Annotated in this window: 16 protein-coding genes and 2 pseudogenes; 1 reads left to right on the top strand and 17 read right to left on the bottom strand. The window is 39.5% G+C overall.

Features of this window, described 5'->3' with window-relative positions; translation table 11 throughout:
* Window positions 1-1,005: 1,005 nt before the first annotated feature.
* From AC3CID_RS05975 to AC3CID_RS05965, 3 genes are all read right to left on the bottom strand, one after another.
* Window positions 1,006-1,332: a hypothetical protein gene (locus AC3CID_RS05975; protein ID WP_488527087.1), complete on the bottom strand. Its 327-nt coding sequence runs from the start codon at window positions 1,330-1,332 to the stop codon at window positions 1,006-1,008.
* Window positions 1,333-1,397: 65 nt separating this feature from the next.
* Window positions 1,398-1,940: a HEPN domain-containing protein gene (locus AC3CID_RS05970; protein ID WP_016788809.1), complete on the bottom strand. Its 543-nt coding sequence runs from the start codon at window positions 1,938-1,940 to the stop codon at window positions 1,398-1,400.
* A 601-nt stretch (window positions 1,941-2,541) separates the two neighbouring features.
* Window positions 2,542-4,137, bottom strand: a complete 1,596-nt coding sequence (locus AC3CID_RS05965; RefSeq protein WP_488527086.1) for a hypothetical protein — start codon at window positions 4,135-4,137, stop codon at window positions 2,542-2,544.
* Window positions 4,138-4,506: 369 nt separating this feature from the next.
* Between AC3CID_RS05965 and AC3CID_RS05960 the strand changes: the two genes are divergently transcribed.
* Window positions 4,507-5,463, top strand: a complete 957-nt coding sequence (locus tag AC3CID_RS05960) for an IS110 family RNA-guided transposase (protein WP_488527085.1) — start codon at window positions 4,507-4,509, stop codon at window positions 5,461-5,463.
* A 37-nt stretch (window positions 5,464-5,500) separates the two neighbouring features.
* Here AC3CID_RS05960 and AC3CID_RS05955 read toward each other — a convergent pair whose 3' ends face one another.
* The 14 genes and pseudogenes from AC3CID_RS05955 to AC3CID_RS05890 all read right to left on the bottom strand — a co-directional run.
* A complete protein-coding gene (locus tag AC3CID_RS05955) occupies window positions 5,501-5,881 on the bottom strand; it encodes a hypothetical protein (RefSeq protein WP_488527084.1) in 381 nt (126 codons plus the stop codon).
* A 147-nt stretch (window positions 5,882-6,028) separates the two neighbouring features.
* The gene (locus AC3CID_RS05950; protein ID WP_132787532.1) at window positions 6,029-7,396 is read right to left on the bottom strand and encodes a glycosaminoglycan attachment protein; all 1,368 of its coding nucleotides are present in this window, start codon (window positions 7,394-7,396) and stop codon (window positions 6,029-6,031) included.
* Window positions 7,397-7,516: 120 nt separating this feature from the next.
* The gene (locus tag AC3CID_RS05945) at window positions 7,517-8,002 is read right to left on the bottom strand and encodes a lecithin retinol acyltransferase family protein (protein WP_488527083.1); all 486 of its coding nucleotides are present in this window, start codon (window positions 8,000-8,002) and stop codon (window positions 7,517-7,519) included.
* 203 nt (window positions 8,003-8,205) lie between these two features.
* Window positions 8,206-8,838 (bottom strand): hypothetical protein, encoded by a 633-nt coding sequence (locus tag AC3CID_RS05940; RefSeq protein ID WP_132787528.1) that lies wholly within the window; start codon window positions 8,836-8,838, stop codon window positions 8,206-8,208.
* A 168-nt stretch (window positions 8,839-9,006) separates the two neighbouring features.
* A protein-coding gene (locus AC3CID_RS05935) for an IS3-like element ISVisp1 family transposase (protein ID WP_488527082.1) occupies window positions 9,007-10,187 on the bottom strand; the annotation gives its coding sequence in 2 pieces (ribosomal slippage) (window positions 9,007-9,902 and window positions 9,902-10,187; 1,182 coding nt in all).
* Between the two features lie 71 nt (window positions 10,188-10,258).
* Window positions 10,259-10,885, bottom strand: coding sequence for a hypothetical protein (locus tag AC3CID_RS05930; RefSeq protein ID WP_488527081.1), 627 nt, complete (start codon window positions 10,883-10,885; stop codon window positions 10,259-10,261).
* A gap of 135 nt (window positions 10,886-11,020) precedes the next feature.
* Entirely contained in the window at window positions 11,021-11,437 is a 417-nt protein-coding gene (locus AC3CID_RS05925) for a hypothetical protein (RefSeq protein WP_020840768.1), read from the bottom strand.
* Window positions 11,424-12,311 (bottom strand): LAPAL motif-containing putative phage structural protein, encoded by an 888-nt coding sequence (locus AC3CID_RS05920; RefSeq protein WP_488527080.1) that lies wholly within the window; start codon window positions 12,309-12,311, stop codon window positions 11,424-11,426. Before AC3CID_RS05920 ends, AC3CID_RS05925 begins: the two co-directional genes overlap by 14 nt.
* Before the next feature lie 231 nt (window positions 12,312-12,542).
* Complete coding sequence (locus tag AC3CID_RS05915) at window positions 12,543-12,899, bottom strand: acyl-CoA synthetase (protein ID WP_488527079.1); 357 nt, start codon at window positions 12,897-12,899, stop codon at window positions 12,543-12,545.
* Between the two features lie 181 nt (window positions 12,900-13,080).
* Window positions 13,081-13,584: a hypothetical protein gene (locus AC3CID_RS05910; protein WP_488527078.1), complete on the bottom strand. Its 504-nt coding sequence runs from the start codon at window positions 13,582-13,584 to the stop codon at window positions 13,081-13,083.
* 156 nt (window positions 13,585-13,740) lie between these two features.
* Window positions 13,741-14,334 carry a hypothetical protein gene (locus AC3CID_RS05905; protein ID WP_488527077.1) on the bottom strand — a complete coding sequence of 198 codons (594 nt, stop codon included), beginning with the start codon at window positions 14,332-14,334 and terminating at the stop codon, window positions 13,741-13,743.
* A 153-nt stretch (window positions 14,335-14,487) separates the two neighbouring features.
* Window positions 14,488-15,676 (bottom strand): annotated as a pseudogene (locus AC3CID_RS05900) (IS3 family transposase).
* A 71-nt stretch (window positions 15,677-15,747) separates the two neighbouring features.
* Complete coding sequence (locus tag AC3CID_RS05895; RefSeq protein WP_488527076.1) at window positions 15,748-16,539, bottom strand: GIY-YIG nuclease family protein; 792 nt, start codon at window positions 16,537-16,539, stop codon at window positions 15,748-15,750.
* 326 nt (window positions 16,540-16,865) lie between these two features.
* Window positions 16,866-17,333 (bottom strand): annotated as a pseudogene (locus AC3CID_RS05890) (transposase); the annotation flags it as partial.
* Window positions 17,334-17,401: the final 68 nt, after the last annotated feature.

The following is a 17,401-nucleotide window of genomic DNA, read 5'->3' as shown; positions in this document are numbered from 1 at the left end:
AATAATCAACTTTCCTCTTCCCCACTTTATCCCGTTCTTGCTTGGGTGGATTAAGGGTGGACGAAAGGTGGACTTATACAGTAGTTTTTCTAACAGTAAGACTAGACCGCTTTTTCGCTAGGTTCAACACACGAATCAAACAAAAAACAAAACCGACTAGCATCTAGAATATTACTTGTATGGCTTTGTACGCACTTCTAAACGAATAGAGCAATCAAGTATAAGAACTACTCCTTTGGCATAACTCGCTAGCGCAGAGAGCCGTCTACTTACATTCATGTATATTGGATTGGGCTTTACCACCACGTAATACACTCCAGGCTAATCAAACAACACTGAAAGGCGATCAAGAAAACACTTCTAGCCTTTCGTTCATTCTTAACACCATCTTCCAACCTAATCACTGCAACTCTCCATAAGAAACCCAAACTCCTATCCTGCAAATAACCGACTAATCCAGTATTGAGAGATTAAAAAATTCAAAGGCATTCACATAGCCCAACACTCACTTTTCAAAACACGACACTCTACTTCCCTGGCTCAAATCACGAATTCGGAATCCGAATAACAACTCGAACACACATACAAAACCATAAATATTAAAGCATTTGGGGCCAAGAATTTGTGATGGTGGGGCTCTGGTCGCATCACAAGCATAAACTCCCGCAACCCCCACCCTCGCGCACTCTAGGTGACACTTTCAGTTCACCTAGAGCGCACGGATTTAAAGGGCTAACGAGAGATTTTATTGACCAAGTAATGTTGACACTTTTTTGGAAGAAACCTCAATCCAGATTCTAGTGCTAATTCTTAAAAATCAACGGCGTTTTGAAGGAGAAAAAAACGAGTAACTCTACGATTTTCAATACAACTCGTATAATAAAACTCGTATAAGTGAGGTTGCCGAGGCAAATTGTAGCGGATATCCGAATTCGCGAATAAAAAGGAGGAATATTGAGATGGTTGCAGCTATGAAAAAGAAGCGGCCTGATTAGCCAACTTTCCTTAGGCTCTTCTTTCTAGAATACTCGTAATGTCTTTTTTGAGTTCGTCTGAAAGACGTTCGAATTGTTCTGGTGCAACCAAGCCTTCCGCACACATTTGCATGAGCTGGATAAATGCACGGCTTCGAGAGTGGCCATCAAAGATAGACTTCATTTGCTTTTGAGATTCTTGGGAATGCTGACACATAAAGTTGAACCTTTCCCCTACAGGTACTGATTCATCAGTAATCGTTTTGATAGCTTCATCTAGTTGACGAGCACAAAACACTTTCGCTGCTTCACTCTTTATTTCACAAAAGATTTTCCAATCAGACTCTTTGATATTCATACCAACCTCCATAAAGTGTTACTTCTTAGGGTAGGACATGGCGCCATAGTCGTTTGTTATATGAATTATATCGCCAATAGTTTCCTATCGGTTACTTCAACTAACTCTCGAAAAAAACGTATGCACTTGTCTAGCTCCTCACGCTTCACTATATGAGAAGACTGTTTATCAATTTGTGCTCTATGGACCGCTTCACCACGCTTTCTAAGCCAAGAGTTTAACGCAGTTCTTGAATCTTTTGCTGTGTGAAAGTTACCCCAAACCCAACTTTCAGTAACGTCTATACCGAAAAACTCTTGGAATAGATCCTTAGTTTTCTTAGAGTCTGGATTATTGAAAACTTTAAGATGATCATGCAATCGCCCTGTTATTATGCTGCCAACCTGAGAACCCATAACCATTCCATATTTAGCATTAATTAATTCGGAAGCTATATCTTCAACATACGTCTCCCAAGCAGTCAAAGTCATGATCAAAGTTGCTCGTTTTAGCACCTCTGGTGGACGCATACCACTATCACAGTGATTCATCGAGTCATAACAGGCTATTAACTCTTCTGAATCTGAAAGGGCTAACTCAAATTCCTTTCTTGCTTGAGACATATACATATATCCTCCTTATTCATATAACGCCGCGTTAAGTAGTGAGCAACGATACCACCTAGCCTAAACCATTGCCCCGTGAACACAAAAACTGACTTGAATTGAAAATACCAAGCGTTGAAAATCTGCCTTAAACGCTTTGTTATATGCGTGGTCAAGGAAACCGTCAAATCCATTGCTTAAGATAAATCAGTGTCACAACACCAAAAAGAACACGAGTCATTAGCTTTAGTCGTTGAGTCATTTGGGGATGTTTCACCCAAACAAGTTCAAACAATGCATAACTAAAAACTAGACCTAATACCCATAATATATTGTATAAGTTCAAGATTGTTCCCTTAACGTAGTTCAATACAAACTAGTTCATTAGTTATCAATAATATCTAGTATGCAAACGAGATCCTGAGCGTTGAGGGAAAGATCAAATAATCAACCAGAATTAATGTTTATTATGTCAATAGCATATAACGCCCTGTTAAGGTGTGAGCTACGCAATACCGATGTTTCCGCATACCACCTTAAACGCTAAACGCAACGCACAGTAAAAATGCCACGCGTTGCGAATCACTCTTAAACAGTTTGTTATGTGCCTTGCGCGTTGAACCGACTAGAGAGCAAGGGGAATAGGATCGGAACGAATAATTCCACCTGAACTCTTGGGGCTAATGCCATACAATTTGTATTCTTTCAAGTTGTTAAAATCTGAGTAATCCAGTTCTCCACAATAACCAAACATCCCTGACTCATGCTCTATATGTGGAATCGCCTTTGATTCACATTGTAATTCTGTCACCCAAAACTTGGGATGACGCCCGCCCTTTGGTTCGAGTATACATTGAACACCTCTTAACCTTGAGTAAGCTTGTTCGGCAAATTCTTTCATAAAGAAAGAACCATCTTCTTTGATATCCGAAACTAACCACGTAACGATATGACCTAAAAACTCTTCTGCATGGCTCTCTGCTGGTATTAAACAACGTGACCAAAAGCACCCAATATTTAAATTACGAGATACCCTTCCAATATGGATAATTCCTTCAAATACAGACGTCACCATTTCTCTCGCTTGCAATTTCGCGGAATTACAGCCTAGATACGATAAAGTCTCCATACAACGGTATGCAAAATGATTATTACCATTTTCTAACGCACTAACTGCTAAGGATTTTATATCATGTGCGTACACCGCAATATTGTGTTTATCTAAATCTGTTTCAGTGTCAGACGGCTTATTATTTTCGAGCCTGTAAATACCTAGTTCAGCTACCCTATGTAAAGTATTTAGTACCTTTGTTGGCTCAACAACCGAAGTATCCGTCAACAGACGTTGAGCAACCCAAACGGCTTCAGATGCAATTGCTCTTGTAAGCTCTGAACATGGTTTATTCAATATTTCAGGTTGCATAAGATAGCTACATAACTCACCGGCTAAAGTATGTAAAAACACACCTTGCTTATCTTCTTCTACTACATGACTGATGATCGCTCGGAATCTTTGCCGAGAAACATGGTTAATGCCGAAATCAACTCTGTAATCAGAATCTTTGCCACTCTTAAATTCGTAAGATTTTAGCAATGTCTTAAGTGCTACATTAAGGTTGTATTTGAAAGTTGGATGGTCAGAGTTTTCTAGTGATAAGCCATTAACCAATGATAAAGAATCCCAAATATCACTTTCCTCTAAGCCCAATATCGTTGACTCAAATGTAAATCCATGCATTGGAATTTGAAATTTATCTTTGTTTAAAAGGAATTCTTCATGTTCCTTTACTTCTCGTTTAATACAATTTGCCAATTTACTATTGTAAGCATTTACCTGAGAAGACGTCGTTCTATCACTTATAAACTTGATTGGGTTGAGACAGTTGATTGTCAAAGCCGCATTGTCTAATGATGATAAAAACAGCAACGGGAGGCTACCCAAAGAAACATAAGCAAACAGGTCGGGAGTAGCTAAATAAGCTAGTAGTGGCGCAAACGGGATGACCATGAGAAAAACAATATGAAACCACTGCCTTTTGCTAATTTGATCGTAAATCGGCTTATATTTAGATAACTGGTATCCAAAAAACGTAAAGTTTATTGAGAAAATCGATACTGTAAAGCTCACTCCAATAAGCCAAGGGGTTATCTTTTCAAGATCAGCACTACCTGCAAAAAACAGAAGCAACACTGTTAACACAATGAAAATTATAAATTTCAAATTGAACTCTCTATTTAATAGATTTTATTGCGATTAATCAGGCACATAACGCCCTGTCAAGGTGTGAGTAACGCAATACAAAAGCCACCGCATACTACCTTAAACACTAAAACCAACGCATAGTAAAAATGCCACGCGTTGCGAATCACTCTTAAACAGTTTGTATGGATAATAAGCACTCCAATCGGGTAAGGTGAGACCCAGACTTTAGCTGCAACTAAAATTCTTCTATCTGATAGTTCGATTAAACGATGGCTCCTCTATTGAGAGACCGATAACAAGTACGAACGTCAGGTAGAACTCCAAGCACCACACTCGAATAGTCTTCTGGGTCTCGAGCCCGCATTTGCAAGCAAGAGTTAGCTTATTATGAATACAAACACACTTCAAAACATTAATGTTGGCGTTGATACTGGTAAGTCACAATTAGACATCTATGTCCGTCCACTCAACATTTACTTCACCGTACCAAACACCGATAAAGGCATCAGCGATGCCATTAAAATCATTAAGAAACACAAACCTCAACGCGTCGTCATCGAGGCTACAGGTAGATTAGAAATGCCCTTCATACTCGCCTGTGACAAAGCCAAATTGCCTTATGTCGTTGCCAATCCACTACGTATTAAAAGGTTTGCTGAAGCCATTGGTCAACGAGCTAAGAACGACCGTTTAGATGCCGAACTCATCGCACATTATGCCGAACGAGTTCAGCCCGAACTTACCATGCTAAAAAGCGAAAACATACGCCTTATGAGTGACTTAGTCACGAGGCGGAACCAACTACTCACCATGCAAACCATGGAAAGAAACCGACTACAAATATTACCCAAAAACATCTCATCGACTATTACTCCGATTCTAACCGCTCTAAAAAATCAGCTTGAAAAAGTAGAGGCAAAGATAGAAAAGCTGATTGAGAGCTGCCCTGAGTATCAAGCTAAGAACACCATCCTTCAAAGCATGCCTGGCGTAGGAAAGATCCTAGCCGCCTCCCTGATTAGCAATGTACCCGAACTCGGTTTTATCACTAACAAGCAAGCCTCTTCTCTCATTGGCGTCGCACCTATAACAAGAGAGAGCGGACGCTTCAAAGGCAAACGGATGATAAAAGGAGGTCGACCTCAAGTTAGAACAGTCATGTATATGGCAATGATGTCTGCCATACAATGCAACCCTGTATTTAAGGCTACTTATGAACGATTACTTGCGGCAGGAAAACCTAAAAAAGTAGCGATAGTTGCCTGCATGAGAAAAATGGTTGTGACACTCAATTCAATGCTAAGAGACGGCGCAATGTGGGATAAAGATAGCGTCAAAAATTAACTATTGACGCCATAGTCTCTTGTTATAGCGCTATAGCCTAAGATTTAATACTAACTATCAGTGCAATTACCGACACTACTAATGAAAGCATTGAGATAATAATTGCCAAACCTGGGTTTCTATTTAGCCACTTAAGCAAACGCCCCAATCGTGATTGAGTTCCAACGTCATAACCGAGTTCAGTTAATGAAAATTCCTGATTTGAATATGCAATATAACGATTACCTTCCAAAATCCGAAGAATCGAATCCATTTCCATTAGCAAACCATTTTTTTCAAAGAAACTGGCTAATTCGCCTTGAGCGAACAAAAAAGCATCAAAACGATAAGACTCTATCGTTAAAGCTTCTGTCTTTTTTCTAGCCTTGAAGTCTTTACAAATCATAGCTAGAACTTTTTGGATAAGTTTCTCATTCATACTCTAAATTCTGTCCTGCGCTATAACGCCCTGTTAAGGTGTGAGCAACGCAATACCAAAGCCGCCGCATACTACCTAAACACTAAACGCAACGCACAGCAAAAATGACAAGCGTTGCGAATCACTCTTAAACAGATTGTTAGGCTTTTATTTCGTCAATTTCATATTCATTGTTGTAGAAGAATACGGGTGAAACTCAGGTAACAAACTTACTATTTGTCCATCATCGAAGTGATGGTGGGCGATCGAGGGGAAAAGCTCTTCCGGCACTGGAAATTTTGCATTTGGGTTGTGAAACATTGATAAGCCTTCCGCCCATGTTTCTGTTGATTTAGTAGTCACCTGATACATGAACGTTTTTGGCAATGAAGCATTAGGGTTATGATCATGGCACGTCCCGAAACGATGCATGATTATGTTATCATCACCAAAGCCCGCCTGTTTACCGATACGGTTAAATTTTGAGATTGTGCCACTTGCAGAAAATATAATTGCACTGACATTTTCGGAATCTGGTTGAAAGAAATAGCCAGAAGGTATCTCTTTACCATTAAGCTCATGTTTATCAATTTTTAAAGCTGAAATTACCAACTTTCCGTTTTCATCATAATCAAAGTCATGTTTAACACCATAAAGGTAGTTAATCAACGCAGTTGAACTCCACTGCATTGATTGATCATCATGAAAATCCGCGATAGCGAAAACTAGAGGGTGACCTTTAACCTGCTCAAGATTCCAATATTCCTTTTTTAGTTTAGAGTATAGAGGGCTTCCAAATTTAATTGGCATTTCATTTTTATGTTTTTCTTTAACCTCTGATGGATCTAGATACTTAGGCTCGACTTTAAAAGCAGACACTGGATTGTCTGGCTTTCTACCTACTATGACAGCTTCAATTGCTACCTTTTTCCCATATTTCTCAACAATGAAATCTGGCGCATTATATTCTCTATTAAAGAATAACTGCTCCTCATTTAGGTAAGTATTTAGGTAAAGCTCCCACAATCTCGCATCAAAGCCTGTACTTTGAAATTGTTCGACAAAGTTACCATCAATATCAACAAAATGTGACATCAGCTCATTAATAACCGTTTTAGCAGGTACAAATGCTTCTTCTTGCAATAATTTTGAGAAATATAAATGTTGTTTGTGGAAAGGAACAACAGGAGTAAACAAATCTACGTTTTTTTGCTTATCTCCTTGAGGAAACTCTTTATTACCTTTTCCAACGTGCCATTTAATTCCACCTTTCACCCAATTGGTTGCTTCTTCTTGAGTTTCAATTGACGCTTCAACATCGAATGCCCTAAACCTACCCCCTTCATCTCTACCGAACAAGACTCCAACAAAATCGTTATCTATCGTATCTCTTAGAACAAGTCCTAAGACAATTTCATTTTCATCAGTAAAGTATGCTAGTTCTTCACTCATATATGCAGCGGCTGGACTCCTTGATTGAGCAGCAAGTGCATTGAAACGTTTAGGGTCTAAATCTAAAACTTTTATTTTGTCCATAATTACACCGAATCTATAAGAAAGCCTAACGCCGCATTAAGGTGTGAGCGGCGCTTGGCTATACTTGAGCGAAGCGAAACTGCCAAGCGTTGCGAATCACTCTTAAATGCTTTGTTAGCCCTATTTTGATGCCAAGAACGCAATGCCTGCTACTAGACAGGCAGCTACAGCTGCATTTTTAACTGGACTTTGCTCTGTAGGAGTCAGCATAGATGCAACCGCAGCAGCACCTCCTGCAGCTTGAACCACAGTGTTGTCAGACTTGAGCAAAGCCCCGACACCAACAGCAGAAATTAAGTATTTCTGTACCTGAGTACTTTCTTTTACCAGCCCACACGCCGTTCGTACAAAGTGCTCACAATTTTCAGAAAACAAACTGTAAGGAATACCAAGATATTTTCCTGCTGTTTGCACTGCTAAAGCTGGATTCTCAGCTTTAATTGAGCTCGTTTGTACAGTTCTGTTATCAGCAAATGCCTCCAGGCCTATCTCTTCGACACGATGAAATTTTTTTGAATTATGGATAACAGTATTGTTACCAACATAAATTCCGTAATGTTTAAAGCCTGTGTATTGGATTTTTAATACTTGTCCTAGTTGATACATTTTTCGATTCCTTTCAATTTCGACAGTTAATATGAACATGAGGACACATGGCTAGGAATTCAAGGTTAGATTATGTGCTTTAGGGCTAACGCCCAATTAAGGTGTGAAGCACGCTACCACGACACTTAACTTGACCACCGTAATCACTAAACATAACTCAAACCAAAAATGCCAAGCATACTGAATCACTCTTAAATTGTTTGTTATGTTTTATTTATCACTGTTTTCACCTGAAGTTTGTATTTATTGAATACAGACTTCAAAGCTTGAAATTCTCGAGTGACGTTTTGTTCATATTCAGCGTGGTCAACTTCATGCGGGCGATATACATATTGCACTGCGCGATACTTACCAATTTGTTCTCGTAGTAGTATTGGATTGAGAGGAGCGACATCATCTGCTGGGTATAACAATTCTAATTTTGCATATTCATTAATTATTCCAGACATCAATTCATCAAACGTACGGTGAAGGTACGACATTCTCTCACGCTCATAATCACTAAACTCAGGATCATGCGGATAATCTTCCATTACTCGATTCGTCAAAATCGTACTCTGTTCTACAGTGCAATCTAGCAACTTAAGTAGTGTTTCGTAGTAAGCTGTAAATGAGATAACCTTATTTTGCTTGCGCCACTGCCCACCAACATAAAACGCGACAAAAACACCAGTTATAGTACCTACACCGGCTAAAATTGAGCCAACAGCTGAAACAATATCTGTCCACTTAATACCTGAAAAGAACTCACCGAATGATGTAGTACCCAGCAAAAAACCAAAACAGGTCAATACGATGGAAAACACTGCAACTACACCCGTTCCTGTAATCTTCACTTAATACTCCATACTGTAATTTATAAACATAACGCCCAATTAAGGGGTGAACAACGCCTCTACCCAACCTAAAGCATTGTGCCATAAACACTAAATTTGAAGTAGAAGCAAAAGTGTGCCAAGCGTTGTGAATGATCTTCACCCGATAAAATAGACACCCTACTCTCTTTAACCCGTCGCTCCTTCATATTCATGCGGGGTTCGATATCCAAGACTTGAGTGCAGTCTATAACGGTTATAAAAATGCTGGATATAACCGGCAAGTTTATCTCTAAGCTGCTTCTCACTTTTAAAACTATTTTTCCTAATTATGTCGCCTTTGAGCGTATGGAAGAATGACTCCACCTCCGCATTATCAGTGCAATGACCTGGACAATTCATACTTGGGACAATTCCATTTTTTGATAATAAAGCTTGAACTTCATGTGCTCGATATTCAGAGCCTCTGTCGGTATGAAACAATAAGCGCTCTTGTGGCTTTCGATTTCTAATGGCCATTCTCAACGAACTCATCGTTAGTTGTGTACTCTTCTTACTACCAAGCGACCAACCGACGATTTTACGCGAGTAAAGATCGATAACGACCGCTAGATACATCCAACGTTTACCTTGCTTTATATACGTTAGATCTCCAGACCATTGTTGATTAACTGCCGTTGGTTTTGGTGTGTCTTTTTTAATATTCTTAATCGATTGATAGAACCGATGTAGCTTGGCCATTTTCATGTAAATGCGATAACTTCGCGCTCTTAGCCCTTGCTCTCTCATGATCCGAGCTACACGCTTGCGGCTAACCAAAACTCCTTGGCGCCTCAGCTCTGCATGAACTCGTGGACTACCGTAAGTCTCTCGACTCTGGGTAAACACTTTAATTATGCGCTTCTTCAAAGCCTGCTCTTCTTGATCGTAGCGGCTTGGCTCTCTATCAAGCCATGCGTAGTAACCCGACTTAGAAACAGATAGAAAACGACACATCAAGACAATGGAATAACGCGTTTTGTAATGGGCTATGAATCGGAATTTTGTCGATTTTCTTGGGCAACGAATCGTTGCCACTTTTTTAGCAAGTCATTCTCGAGCTTAAGTTGTTCGTTCTGACGTTCAAGCTCTGCAATACGACTAGACTCAGTTTTCTGGCTCGGGATCTGAGTCCTTTTCTTACGTTTATCTTCCATAATACCCCCTTCTCTATAGTCCTTTCGCCATTTAGAAAGCATATAAGGGTGGATATCTAATGATAGCGCCACGCTTTTAACTGTAGCTCCTTCTCGAAGCGAAAGTCGGACAGCAGTTACCTTAAATTCCGTAAGATATTGTTGAGTTTTTTTACCTGATTTATAAGCTGGCATAAACACCTCCAATTACAATTGAAGGTGTCCATTAGATCGGGTCAACTACAGAATCACTCTTAAATGCTTTGTTAGGTTTGGGCTGGCATAGGATAAGACTTCAAAGTTTTTTTAATTTTATCCAATAGTTGTAATGCGTAAACTTCGTTTTTATCAATATTAACCAGTTCTTCCAATACTGATTTAATAATCTCGACGCACTCAGTTGGAGTTAATCTTTCCGGAGCTTGCTTCTCAAAAAACTCCATAACCTTATCTACGTCAGTGCTATCAGGAAATTTTTTACTTTTGTTGTGAGCAAGGTTATTCCTTATTTTAAAAGCTTTCTTGATTCCTTGGACAGCTTTTCCACCAACATTTAAACCTTGACTATTGAACAGTCTAGTAATGACAACCCATTTTGAAACTGGATCTAGTTTATCTAAATATGTCTCTGCATAGTTGATACTCTCCTTGCGAGCCGCATAGTCAAATATAAAAGCTTCGAGAAACATACCTGTAAAAATATTAGAAATTTCGATCGTGTCACTTTGACGCTTACCAAGCCTTATAATTTCTTCTGCCTCTAACCCCTCAGTACTAAATTTTTTAGATGCAAAATCACAATACGTTTTATATTGATCTAAAACTGTTTCAAAAAAGGTGCCCAATGCACCATATGTAACTATTTTTGTACCGTTTTCACTATTATTTATCATTGTACTTCCTATAAAACCTAACGCCCTGTTAAGGTGTGAGCAACGCAGTACCGAAGCTCCCGCATACCACCTTAAACACTAAACGCAACGCATAGCAAAAATGCCAAGCGTTGCGAATCACTCTTAAACAGATTGTTAACCCTCTTCTATCATCGCGTGTGCAGCTGAACCCACCCAAAAGAAGACCACGGATGCCAACGAGAAAAGCACGAGCTGTGTCTTCACCAAGAAACTTGAGACACCACCGTCGATAAGAATCAGAGCCAACACAACCAAGCTTGGAACTAGACCCAGTACGAGAATAAATGAGAGCAAGACAACAACCCGTTGCCACTTAGCTTTGGAATGAATAACCGATCCAGAAACTAACTTAACAATGACCTGCCCAAATAGAATTGAGGCAGCAAAACTCCAGTCTGCAGCTTGGAAAAAAGTCGAAAAGTCAGCCTTGTATATTTTTATAATCCCTATGACGAGAAAAGGTAAGAAAATAAAAAGGTACTCAGACAGTAAAATCAACAAAGCATTTTGATTAGATTTACTCGTTGTCATACTTTAACTCTTGCTGCAAGTTCAATACATCTACTTTCTTATGCACAAATACCACTTCATATTTAGTATCAATTAGCCTATCAGATTTATCAAAATATGCTGTTGTTACAAGATTACATAGTAAACCATCACCTGGAGCCACAGTTTCTATCCGAGAATGGAATTTATCTAACCACTCCTCGTGAGTGATACGCGCAGAAATCGCAGATTTCTTGCGCAAGAAGTCCCACATTGATTTACCAATAAAGTCTGCTTTTTTAATTACTAGAGTTTCCGTTGTCGTATTCTTTTCAACTCTCTCGATTAGAATTGCTTCTACATCATCTTTTGTAAGGTGAAACTTCTTATTGATTACTTTTGGTTCACCACGAGAATTAAAGTAAACCTGATCAACATCGTTCAACTCAGTAGTTGACTGCGATAATTCCGTGTAACCTTTTAACAACCTGTAGCGATCCAGAGAGAAAACATTAGGAAACTCTTCAACTTCGAACTCCACTGCTGCTGTTGCTATTTCGTCTTCTAAATCAACTAAAACCTCTAATGATTCAATCGTGTCTCTTTCAGCGATAAACGATATAACTAAATCAGTACAGTAATTAAGGAATTTAGTTAAACGACCTTTCTGCTCTTCTGTCACATCCCCCTCAATTTCAGGGCATAACCATGACTTTATAGAGCCCTCGTTAATATCAGAAAGGAGGAAGCTTGATTTAGTTTCAGCAGAAACCGAGTTGAGTAAACATGAATGAAACTCTTCAACTGACGAAATCAAATGACTCATAGAGTTGAAGACACGTTGAGGGTTACGAGAGTTTTTCTCAAAATCAATTTTAATACAGAGATCGCTCTCTCTGCGCTGTAGCTTAGACATTTATAGACTCATAAAAAACATACTGTTACGTATTTTATCCCATTTAAATGATAAGGAATTAGTTGAGTATTTATACAGTATTTTGAGGAGAGGGTTAACGCCCTGTTAAGGTGTGAGTAACGCAATACTAAAGCCGCCGCATACCACCTTAAACACTGAACGCTACGCATAGTAAAAATGCCACGCGTTGCGAATCATTCTTAAGCAGTTTGTTATGTGCGTACTAACCAGTTATGACAAACTCGCTTCAAGTTCAGCATCACTCAAATAACGGTGTCCTTGGTTTAAGCCTTTAATCTTTTTGAACATAAACTTTGGCATATCTGGAGCAAAGATTTCCTTTTCGTTCCAGCACTTCCCACCTAAAAATATATAGCGACCATCACTACCTGAATGGTGTTCTGGGTTGTTGTCGAACGTAGACAATTCAGCGGTAACGTCCTCGATAACACTTACTACCTGACCTTTGATGACACCTAGAACTCGATACACTTCGTGAGCTTTATCTCCACATTTCCATGCTTGTCGAGTTCCCATTTCGTAGCCGTGATTTGCTACACCATCATGCACATGTACAACAATATTCATCGTAAATTTAGTTAAGCAACAAAGTGAACATTATACTATATGTTTTTGGGTAAGCACATAACGCCCTGTTAAGGTGTGAGCAACGCAATGCCGGTGCTTCTGCATGCCACCTTAAACACTAAACACAACGCATAGTAAAAATGCCACGCGTTGCGAATCACTCTTAAACAGTTTGTTATGCCTACTTGTTTAGACAATTCCAAAGAGCTACAACCCAATCAGGCAAAGAAACAATAGCTCGAATAATATCACTAATTATCGGAGCACAGCCTATAACACCCAATACAACTGACAAAACCGCTAAATAGGTAGCTAAGCGTACTGTAGAGTCAGGATGCTTCCTTGCCGCAAGCATCGTTTTAATCCATAGCGGTAGCCGGCTCTTTTTTACTTCTAACTCAATACTTTCATTCTTGTGAACTTCTATTATTTCTCGATACCATTGGCTTATGATCAAAGTTTGTTCATTAAAGTTAATGGTTCTTGTTTTCCGTTCATTGTAGCTTTTACGGAAATTTTCATCGCCAAACATAAATTCTACCCACACTTTTCGACCACTAACGGGGTTTTTAATGCGAATAATTTCCTTATGTGGGTAGTCAAAGCCTACACCCCAAATATAAGGCGCACCAATATCTTCAATTTTTGATGCTCTCACAATTAATTTATAGTTTTCTTTAGTCATTACTATTATCTGAAAATTTGATTTGTAGGCATAACGCCCTGTTAAGGTGTGAGCAACGCAATACAATAGCCGCCGCATACCACCTTAAACACTAAACTTAACGCATAGTAAAAATGCCACGCGTTGCGAATCACTCTTAAACAGATTGTTAAATTGCTAGCCACCAATAGCCGAAAGTAAGAAAGAAGCAACAGATGCGATACTTCCTGCATGAGGCAAAGCTCCCAATAGTGTCTTAACTACAGCTTTACTAGGCTTTTCAGATTGGAATTGAGCTTCTACTGCATCAACAACCTCAAGTGCCTCTTGCTTTTCAGATACGTCTTTGACCAGCCTTTCTATTTCGCTGCGAAGTAGCTCAATATGCTCTGTAACTTCAGAATTATGATTAACGATATTTGTCGAGTTATCTACAGAGTTGTTGTTCACTCGAGCGTTATCGCCGTTGAAGTTATAAGTGATACTTTGTACCGCTTTTTTAGCTTCTGGAATACCTAATTTCTGAACTTTCATTTGATAATGCGCAGGTATACTGTGAAACTTTTCGTGGAAACCAGGATCGATAACCTTGAACGTTTCCTCACCACCGTTAGACATAATCCTTTGGATAAGATCATTTGGCTCGATTAGCACATTTGACTGCATTAGATAAATGCCCTTATCTTGAACACTGGCTTTCAAGTCCGAATGCTCTTCACCATTTGTTTTGATAACTTTTATATGGTCAGTCATCATTTTTTGAAATGCCATACTTCCTCCTGCAATTTAACGCCGCATTAAGTGGTGAACAACGCGACCACCCAAGCCTAAACCTTGCCACATTCAGCACTAAAGCCGACTTAGACTGAAATCGCCAAGCGTTGAGAATGATCTTCACCCGATAAAATGGACACCCTATTATCTTTAACCCGTCGCTACTTCATATTCATGCGGGGTTCGATATCCAAGACTTGAGTGCAGTCTATAACGGTTATAAAAATGCTGGATATAACCGGCAAGTTTATCTCTAAGCTGCTTCTCACTTTTTAAACTATTTTTCCTAATTATGTCGCCTTTGAGCGTATGGAAGAACGACTCCACCTCCGCATTATCAGTGCAGTGACCTGGACGATTCATGCTTGGGACAATTCCATTTTTTGATAATAAAGCTTGAACTTCATGGGCTCGATATTCAGAGCCTCTGTCGGTATGAAACAATAAGCGCTCTTGTGGCTTTCGATTTCTAATTGCCATTCTCAACGAACTCATCGTTAGCTGTGTACTCTTCTTACTACCAAGCGACCAACCGACCAACCGACGATTTTACGCGAGTAAAGATCGATAACGACCGCTAGATACATCCAACGTTTACCTTGCTTTATATACGTTAGATCTCCAGACCATTGTTGATTAACTGCCGTTGGTTTTGGTGTGTCTTTTTTAATATTCTTAATCGATTGATAGAACCGATGTAGCTTGGCCATTTTCATGTAAATGCGATAACTTCGCGCTCTTAGCCCTTGCTCTCTCATGATCCGAGCCACACGCTTGCGGCTAACCAAAACTCCTTGCCGCCTCAGCTCTGCATGAACTCGTGGACTACCGTAAGTCTCTCGACTCTGGGTAAACACTTTAGTTATCCGCTTCTTCAAAGCCTGCTCTTCTTGATCGTAGCGGCTTGGCTCTCTATCAAGCCATGCGTAATAACCCGACTTAGAAACAGATAAAAAACGACACATCAATACAATGGAATAACGCGTTTTGTGATGGGCTATGAATCGGAATTTTGTCGATTTTCTTGGGCAACGAATCGTTGCCACTTTTTTAGCAAGTCATTCTCGAGCTTAAGTTGTTCGTTCTGACGTTCAAGCTCTGCAATCCGACTAGACTCAGTTTTCTGACTCGGGATCTTAGTCCTTTTCTTACGTTTATCTTCCAAAATAACCCCTTCTCTATAGTCCTTTCGCCATTTAGAAAGCATATAAGGATGGATATCCAATGATAGCGCCACGCTTTTAACTGTAGCTCCTTCTCGAAGCGAAAGTCGGACGGCAGTTACCTTAAATTCCGTGAGATATTGTTGAGTTTTTTTACCTGATTTATAAGCTGGCATAAACACCTCCAATTACAATTGAAGGTGTCCACTAGATCGGGTCAACTACAGAATCTGTCTTAAACGCTTTGTTATGATTTTAGACGATTGAGTTCAGAGAGTTTTGCTGTCAAATCGTTTTCTAGAACAAGAACTTGCTCACGTATATCTTTATGGCTATCCCCATAAATTACTCTTCTAAGGTTTTCTATCTGTGCGATTAACACCATTGAAACACCACTCAAGAGCATAGATACGAAGATACCAATAACATAAAAACCACCTGTGAACAGTATACTTTGCAAAGCCCCCTCACCTGATACTAGTCCCAAGAGAGCAAGTGCAAACGGAGCTATTCTGGCAAAGAAAAGCGCAACTAACGATGTAAAAGCTGTAGTAAGCTTCGAAATCGCTAGTGAAGTAGTACTCTCTGGCTTTAACAGTTGGTCATGAGCTTGCTTTATCCGAGATCTAACAGAGTTTATATCGTATTCAAGGCATTCAATTTTATTCAGCAATCGTTCTTTAGATGCTTGTTCGTTTTGTTTTTCTCTTTGTTTATTAGCTTCTTGCCTTTGTACTATTTCTTTTTCTTGTTGAGCACCTTTTTTATACTTTTCGCTGTCTATTTCTTCAGCGGTTAGAAACATAGGTGACAAGATTTTTTTAGCATCCTCAGCCTGAATTCTAAAGAACTCACGATTTGAAGATACGCGAAATTCTTTAAGTAGCTGGTGACATTTAGTTTCCATATAACCTAGATTTTTGTCTACACGCCAGTATGCTGCCACCTCAAATGAAGTTGGTACGCCCGTAGAATTCAACTCTTTTGCCCGTTCTTTTGGGCTTCTAGTTGTCAAACCAACTTTAATCAACCCTGGCATACTGTCATTCGTTAATATGTAAACAAATCCCACTACTAACCTCTAAACTCAAAAAAACATAACGCTTAAGTATTTATCCGTTGTCGTAGCACAATGGATAAATACCTGTTGGACTTGGCCGCTTCTATCTATGGAATTTGCTTTTTAGGACTGACTTGCGTTCTACTCTTATCATTAAGACCGGTACCCCGTCAGCCGTCCATTTTCCACTTCTAGCCGCCAATTTATCTACAGCGACTATACCCGTTGCATAATCTTTTTAAAAGCGAACAATGCCCCTCTCTCGTAATAACACAACGATAATTTTATTCATTATAATCAGACAACTAGGTCAGTCGGTGCTCTGAAACGACTATCCTAGGTCTAATATTGATGCACACGAGTACCATGCTGTTGCTATGGCAGTTCGGACAACAAGGTTTCTCTTTCAGCATTTCCGATTTCTCTGCGGGTCGCTTTCGTAAGCTTTGCCTAATTTCCGCTATCGCTTTTACCCGTACAGCATTAGCTAAAAAGCCATAGTAGCGTATTCGCATTAGCCCTTTAGGCAACACATGTAAAAGTAAGCGTCGAAGTAACTCGCCCGCATTACAACACATTCTTTGCGTCCCATTGGTTCGGTAGTCTTTGTAACTCATCGTGATACGGCCATCCACGTTATAACTTAATTGGTTGGGATTTAACCCAATACGCTTGCAATACCGAGATAGATAACCCACTACTGCTGTAGGCTCGTGGAGTACAGGTTTACTGTACACAACCCATGTCTTATTACCGGCTTTCTCTAATAAGCTCCCAATAAATGAAATTCGGATTCCGAATTCTGAAATGACTTCATAATCACGAAACAGGGCACTATCAC

It is taken from the genome of Vibrio sp. QJM3NY_21 (assembly GCF_057785975.1).
This window is presented reverse-complemented; position numbering and strand designations above follow the sequence as displayed.

Bases quoted from the DNA above. Each gene is read 5' to 3' on its own strand.
- AC3CID_RS05975 (WP_488527087.1), bottom strand. From the start codon at position 1,332: ATGAATATCAAAGAGTCTGATTGGAAAATCTTTTGTGAAATAAAGAGT.
- AC3CID_RS05970 (WP_016788809.1), bottom strand. From the start codon at position 1,940: ATGTATATGTCTCAAGCAAGAAAGGAATTTGAGTTAGCCCTTTCAGAT.
- AC3CID_RS05960 (WP_488527085.1), top strand. From the start codon at position 4,507: ATGAATACAAACACACTTCAAAACATTAATGTTGGCGTTGATACTGGT.
- AC3CID_RS05955 (WP_488527084.1), bottom strand. From the start codon at position 5,881: ATGAATGAGAAACTTATCCAAAAAGTTCTAGCTATGATTTGTAAAGAC.
- AC3CID_RS05950 (WP_132787532.1), bottom strand. From the start codon at position 7,396: ATGGACAAAATAAAAGTTTTAGATTTAGACCCTAAACGTTTCAATGCA.
- AC3CID_RS05945 (WP_488527083.1), bottom strand. From the start codon at position 8,002: ATGTATCAACTAGGACAAGTATTAAAAATCCAATACACAGGCTTTAAA.
- AC3CID_RS05930 (WP_488527081.1), bottom strand. From the start codon at position 10,885: ATGATAAATAATAGTGAAAACGGTACAAAAATAGTTACATATGGTGCA.
- AC3CID_RS05925 (WP_020840768.1), bottom strand. From the start codon at position 11,437: ATGACAACGAGTAAATCTAATCAAAATGCTTTGTTGATTTTACTGTCT.
- AC3CID_RS05920 (WP_488527080.1), bottom strand. From the start codon at position 12,311: ATGTCTAAGCTACAGCGCAGAGAGAGCGATCTCTGTATTAAAATTGAT.
- AC3CID_RS05915 (WP_488527079.1), bottom strand. From the start codon at position 12,899: ATGAATATTGTTGTACATGTGCATGATGGTGTAGCAAATCACGGCTAC.
- AC3CID_RS05910 (WP_488527078.1), bottom strand. From the start codon at position 13,584: ATGACTAAAGAAAACTATAAATTAATTGTGAGAGCATCAAAAATTGAA.
- AC3CID_RS05905 (WP_488527077.1), bottom strand. From the start codon at position 14,334: ATGGCATTTCAAAAAATGATGACTGACCATATAAAAGTTATCAAAACA.
- AC3CID_RS05895 (WP_488527076.1), bottom strand. From the start codon at position 16,539: ATGCCAGGGTTGATTAAAGTTGGTTTGACAACTAGAAGCCCAAAAGAA.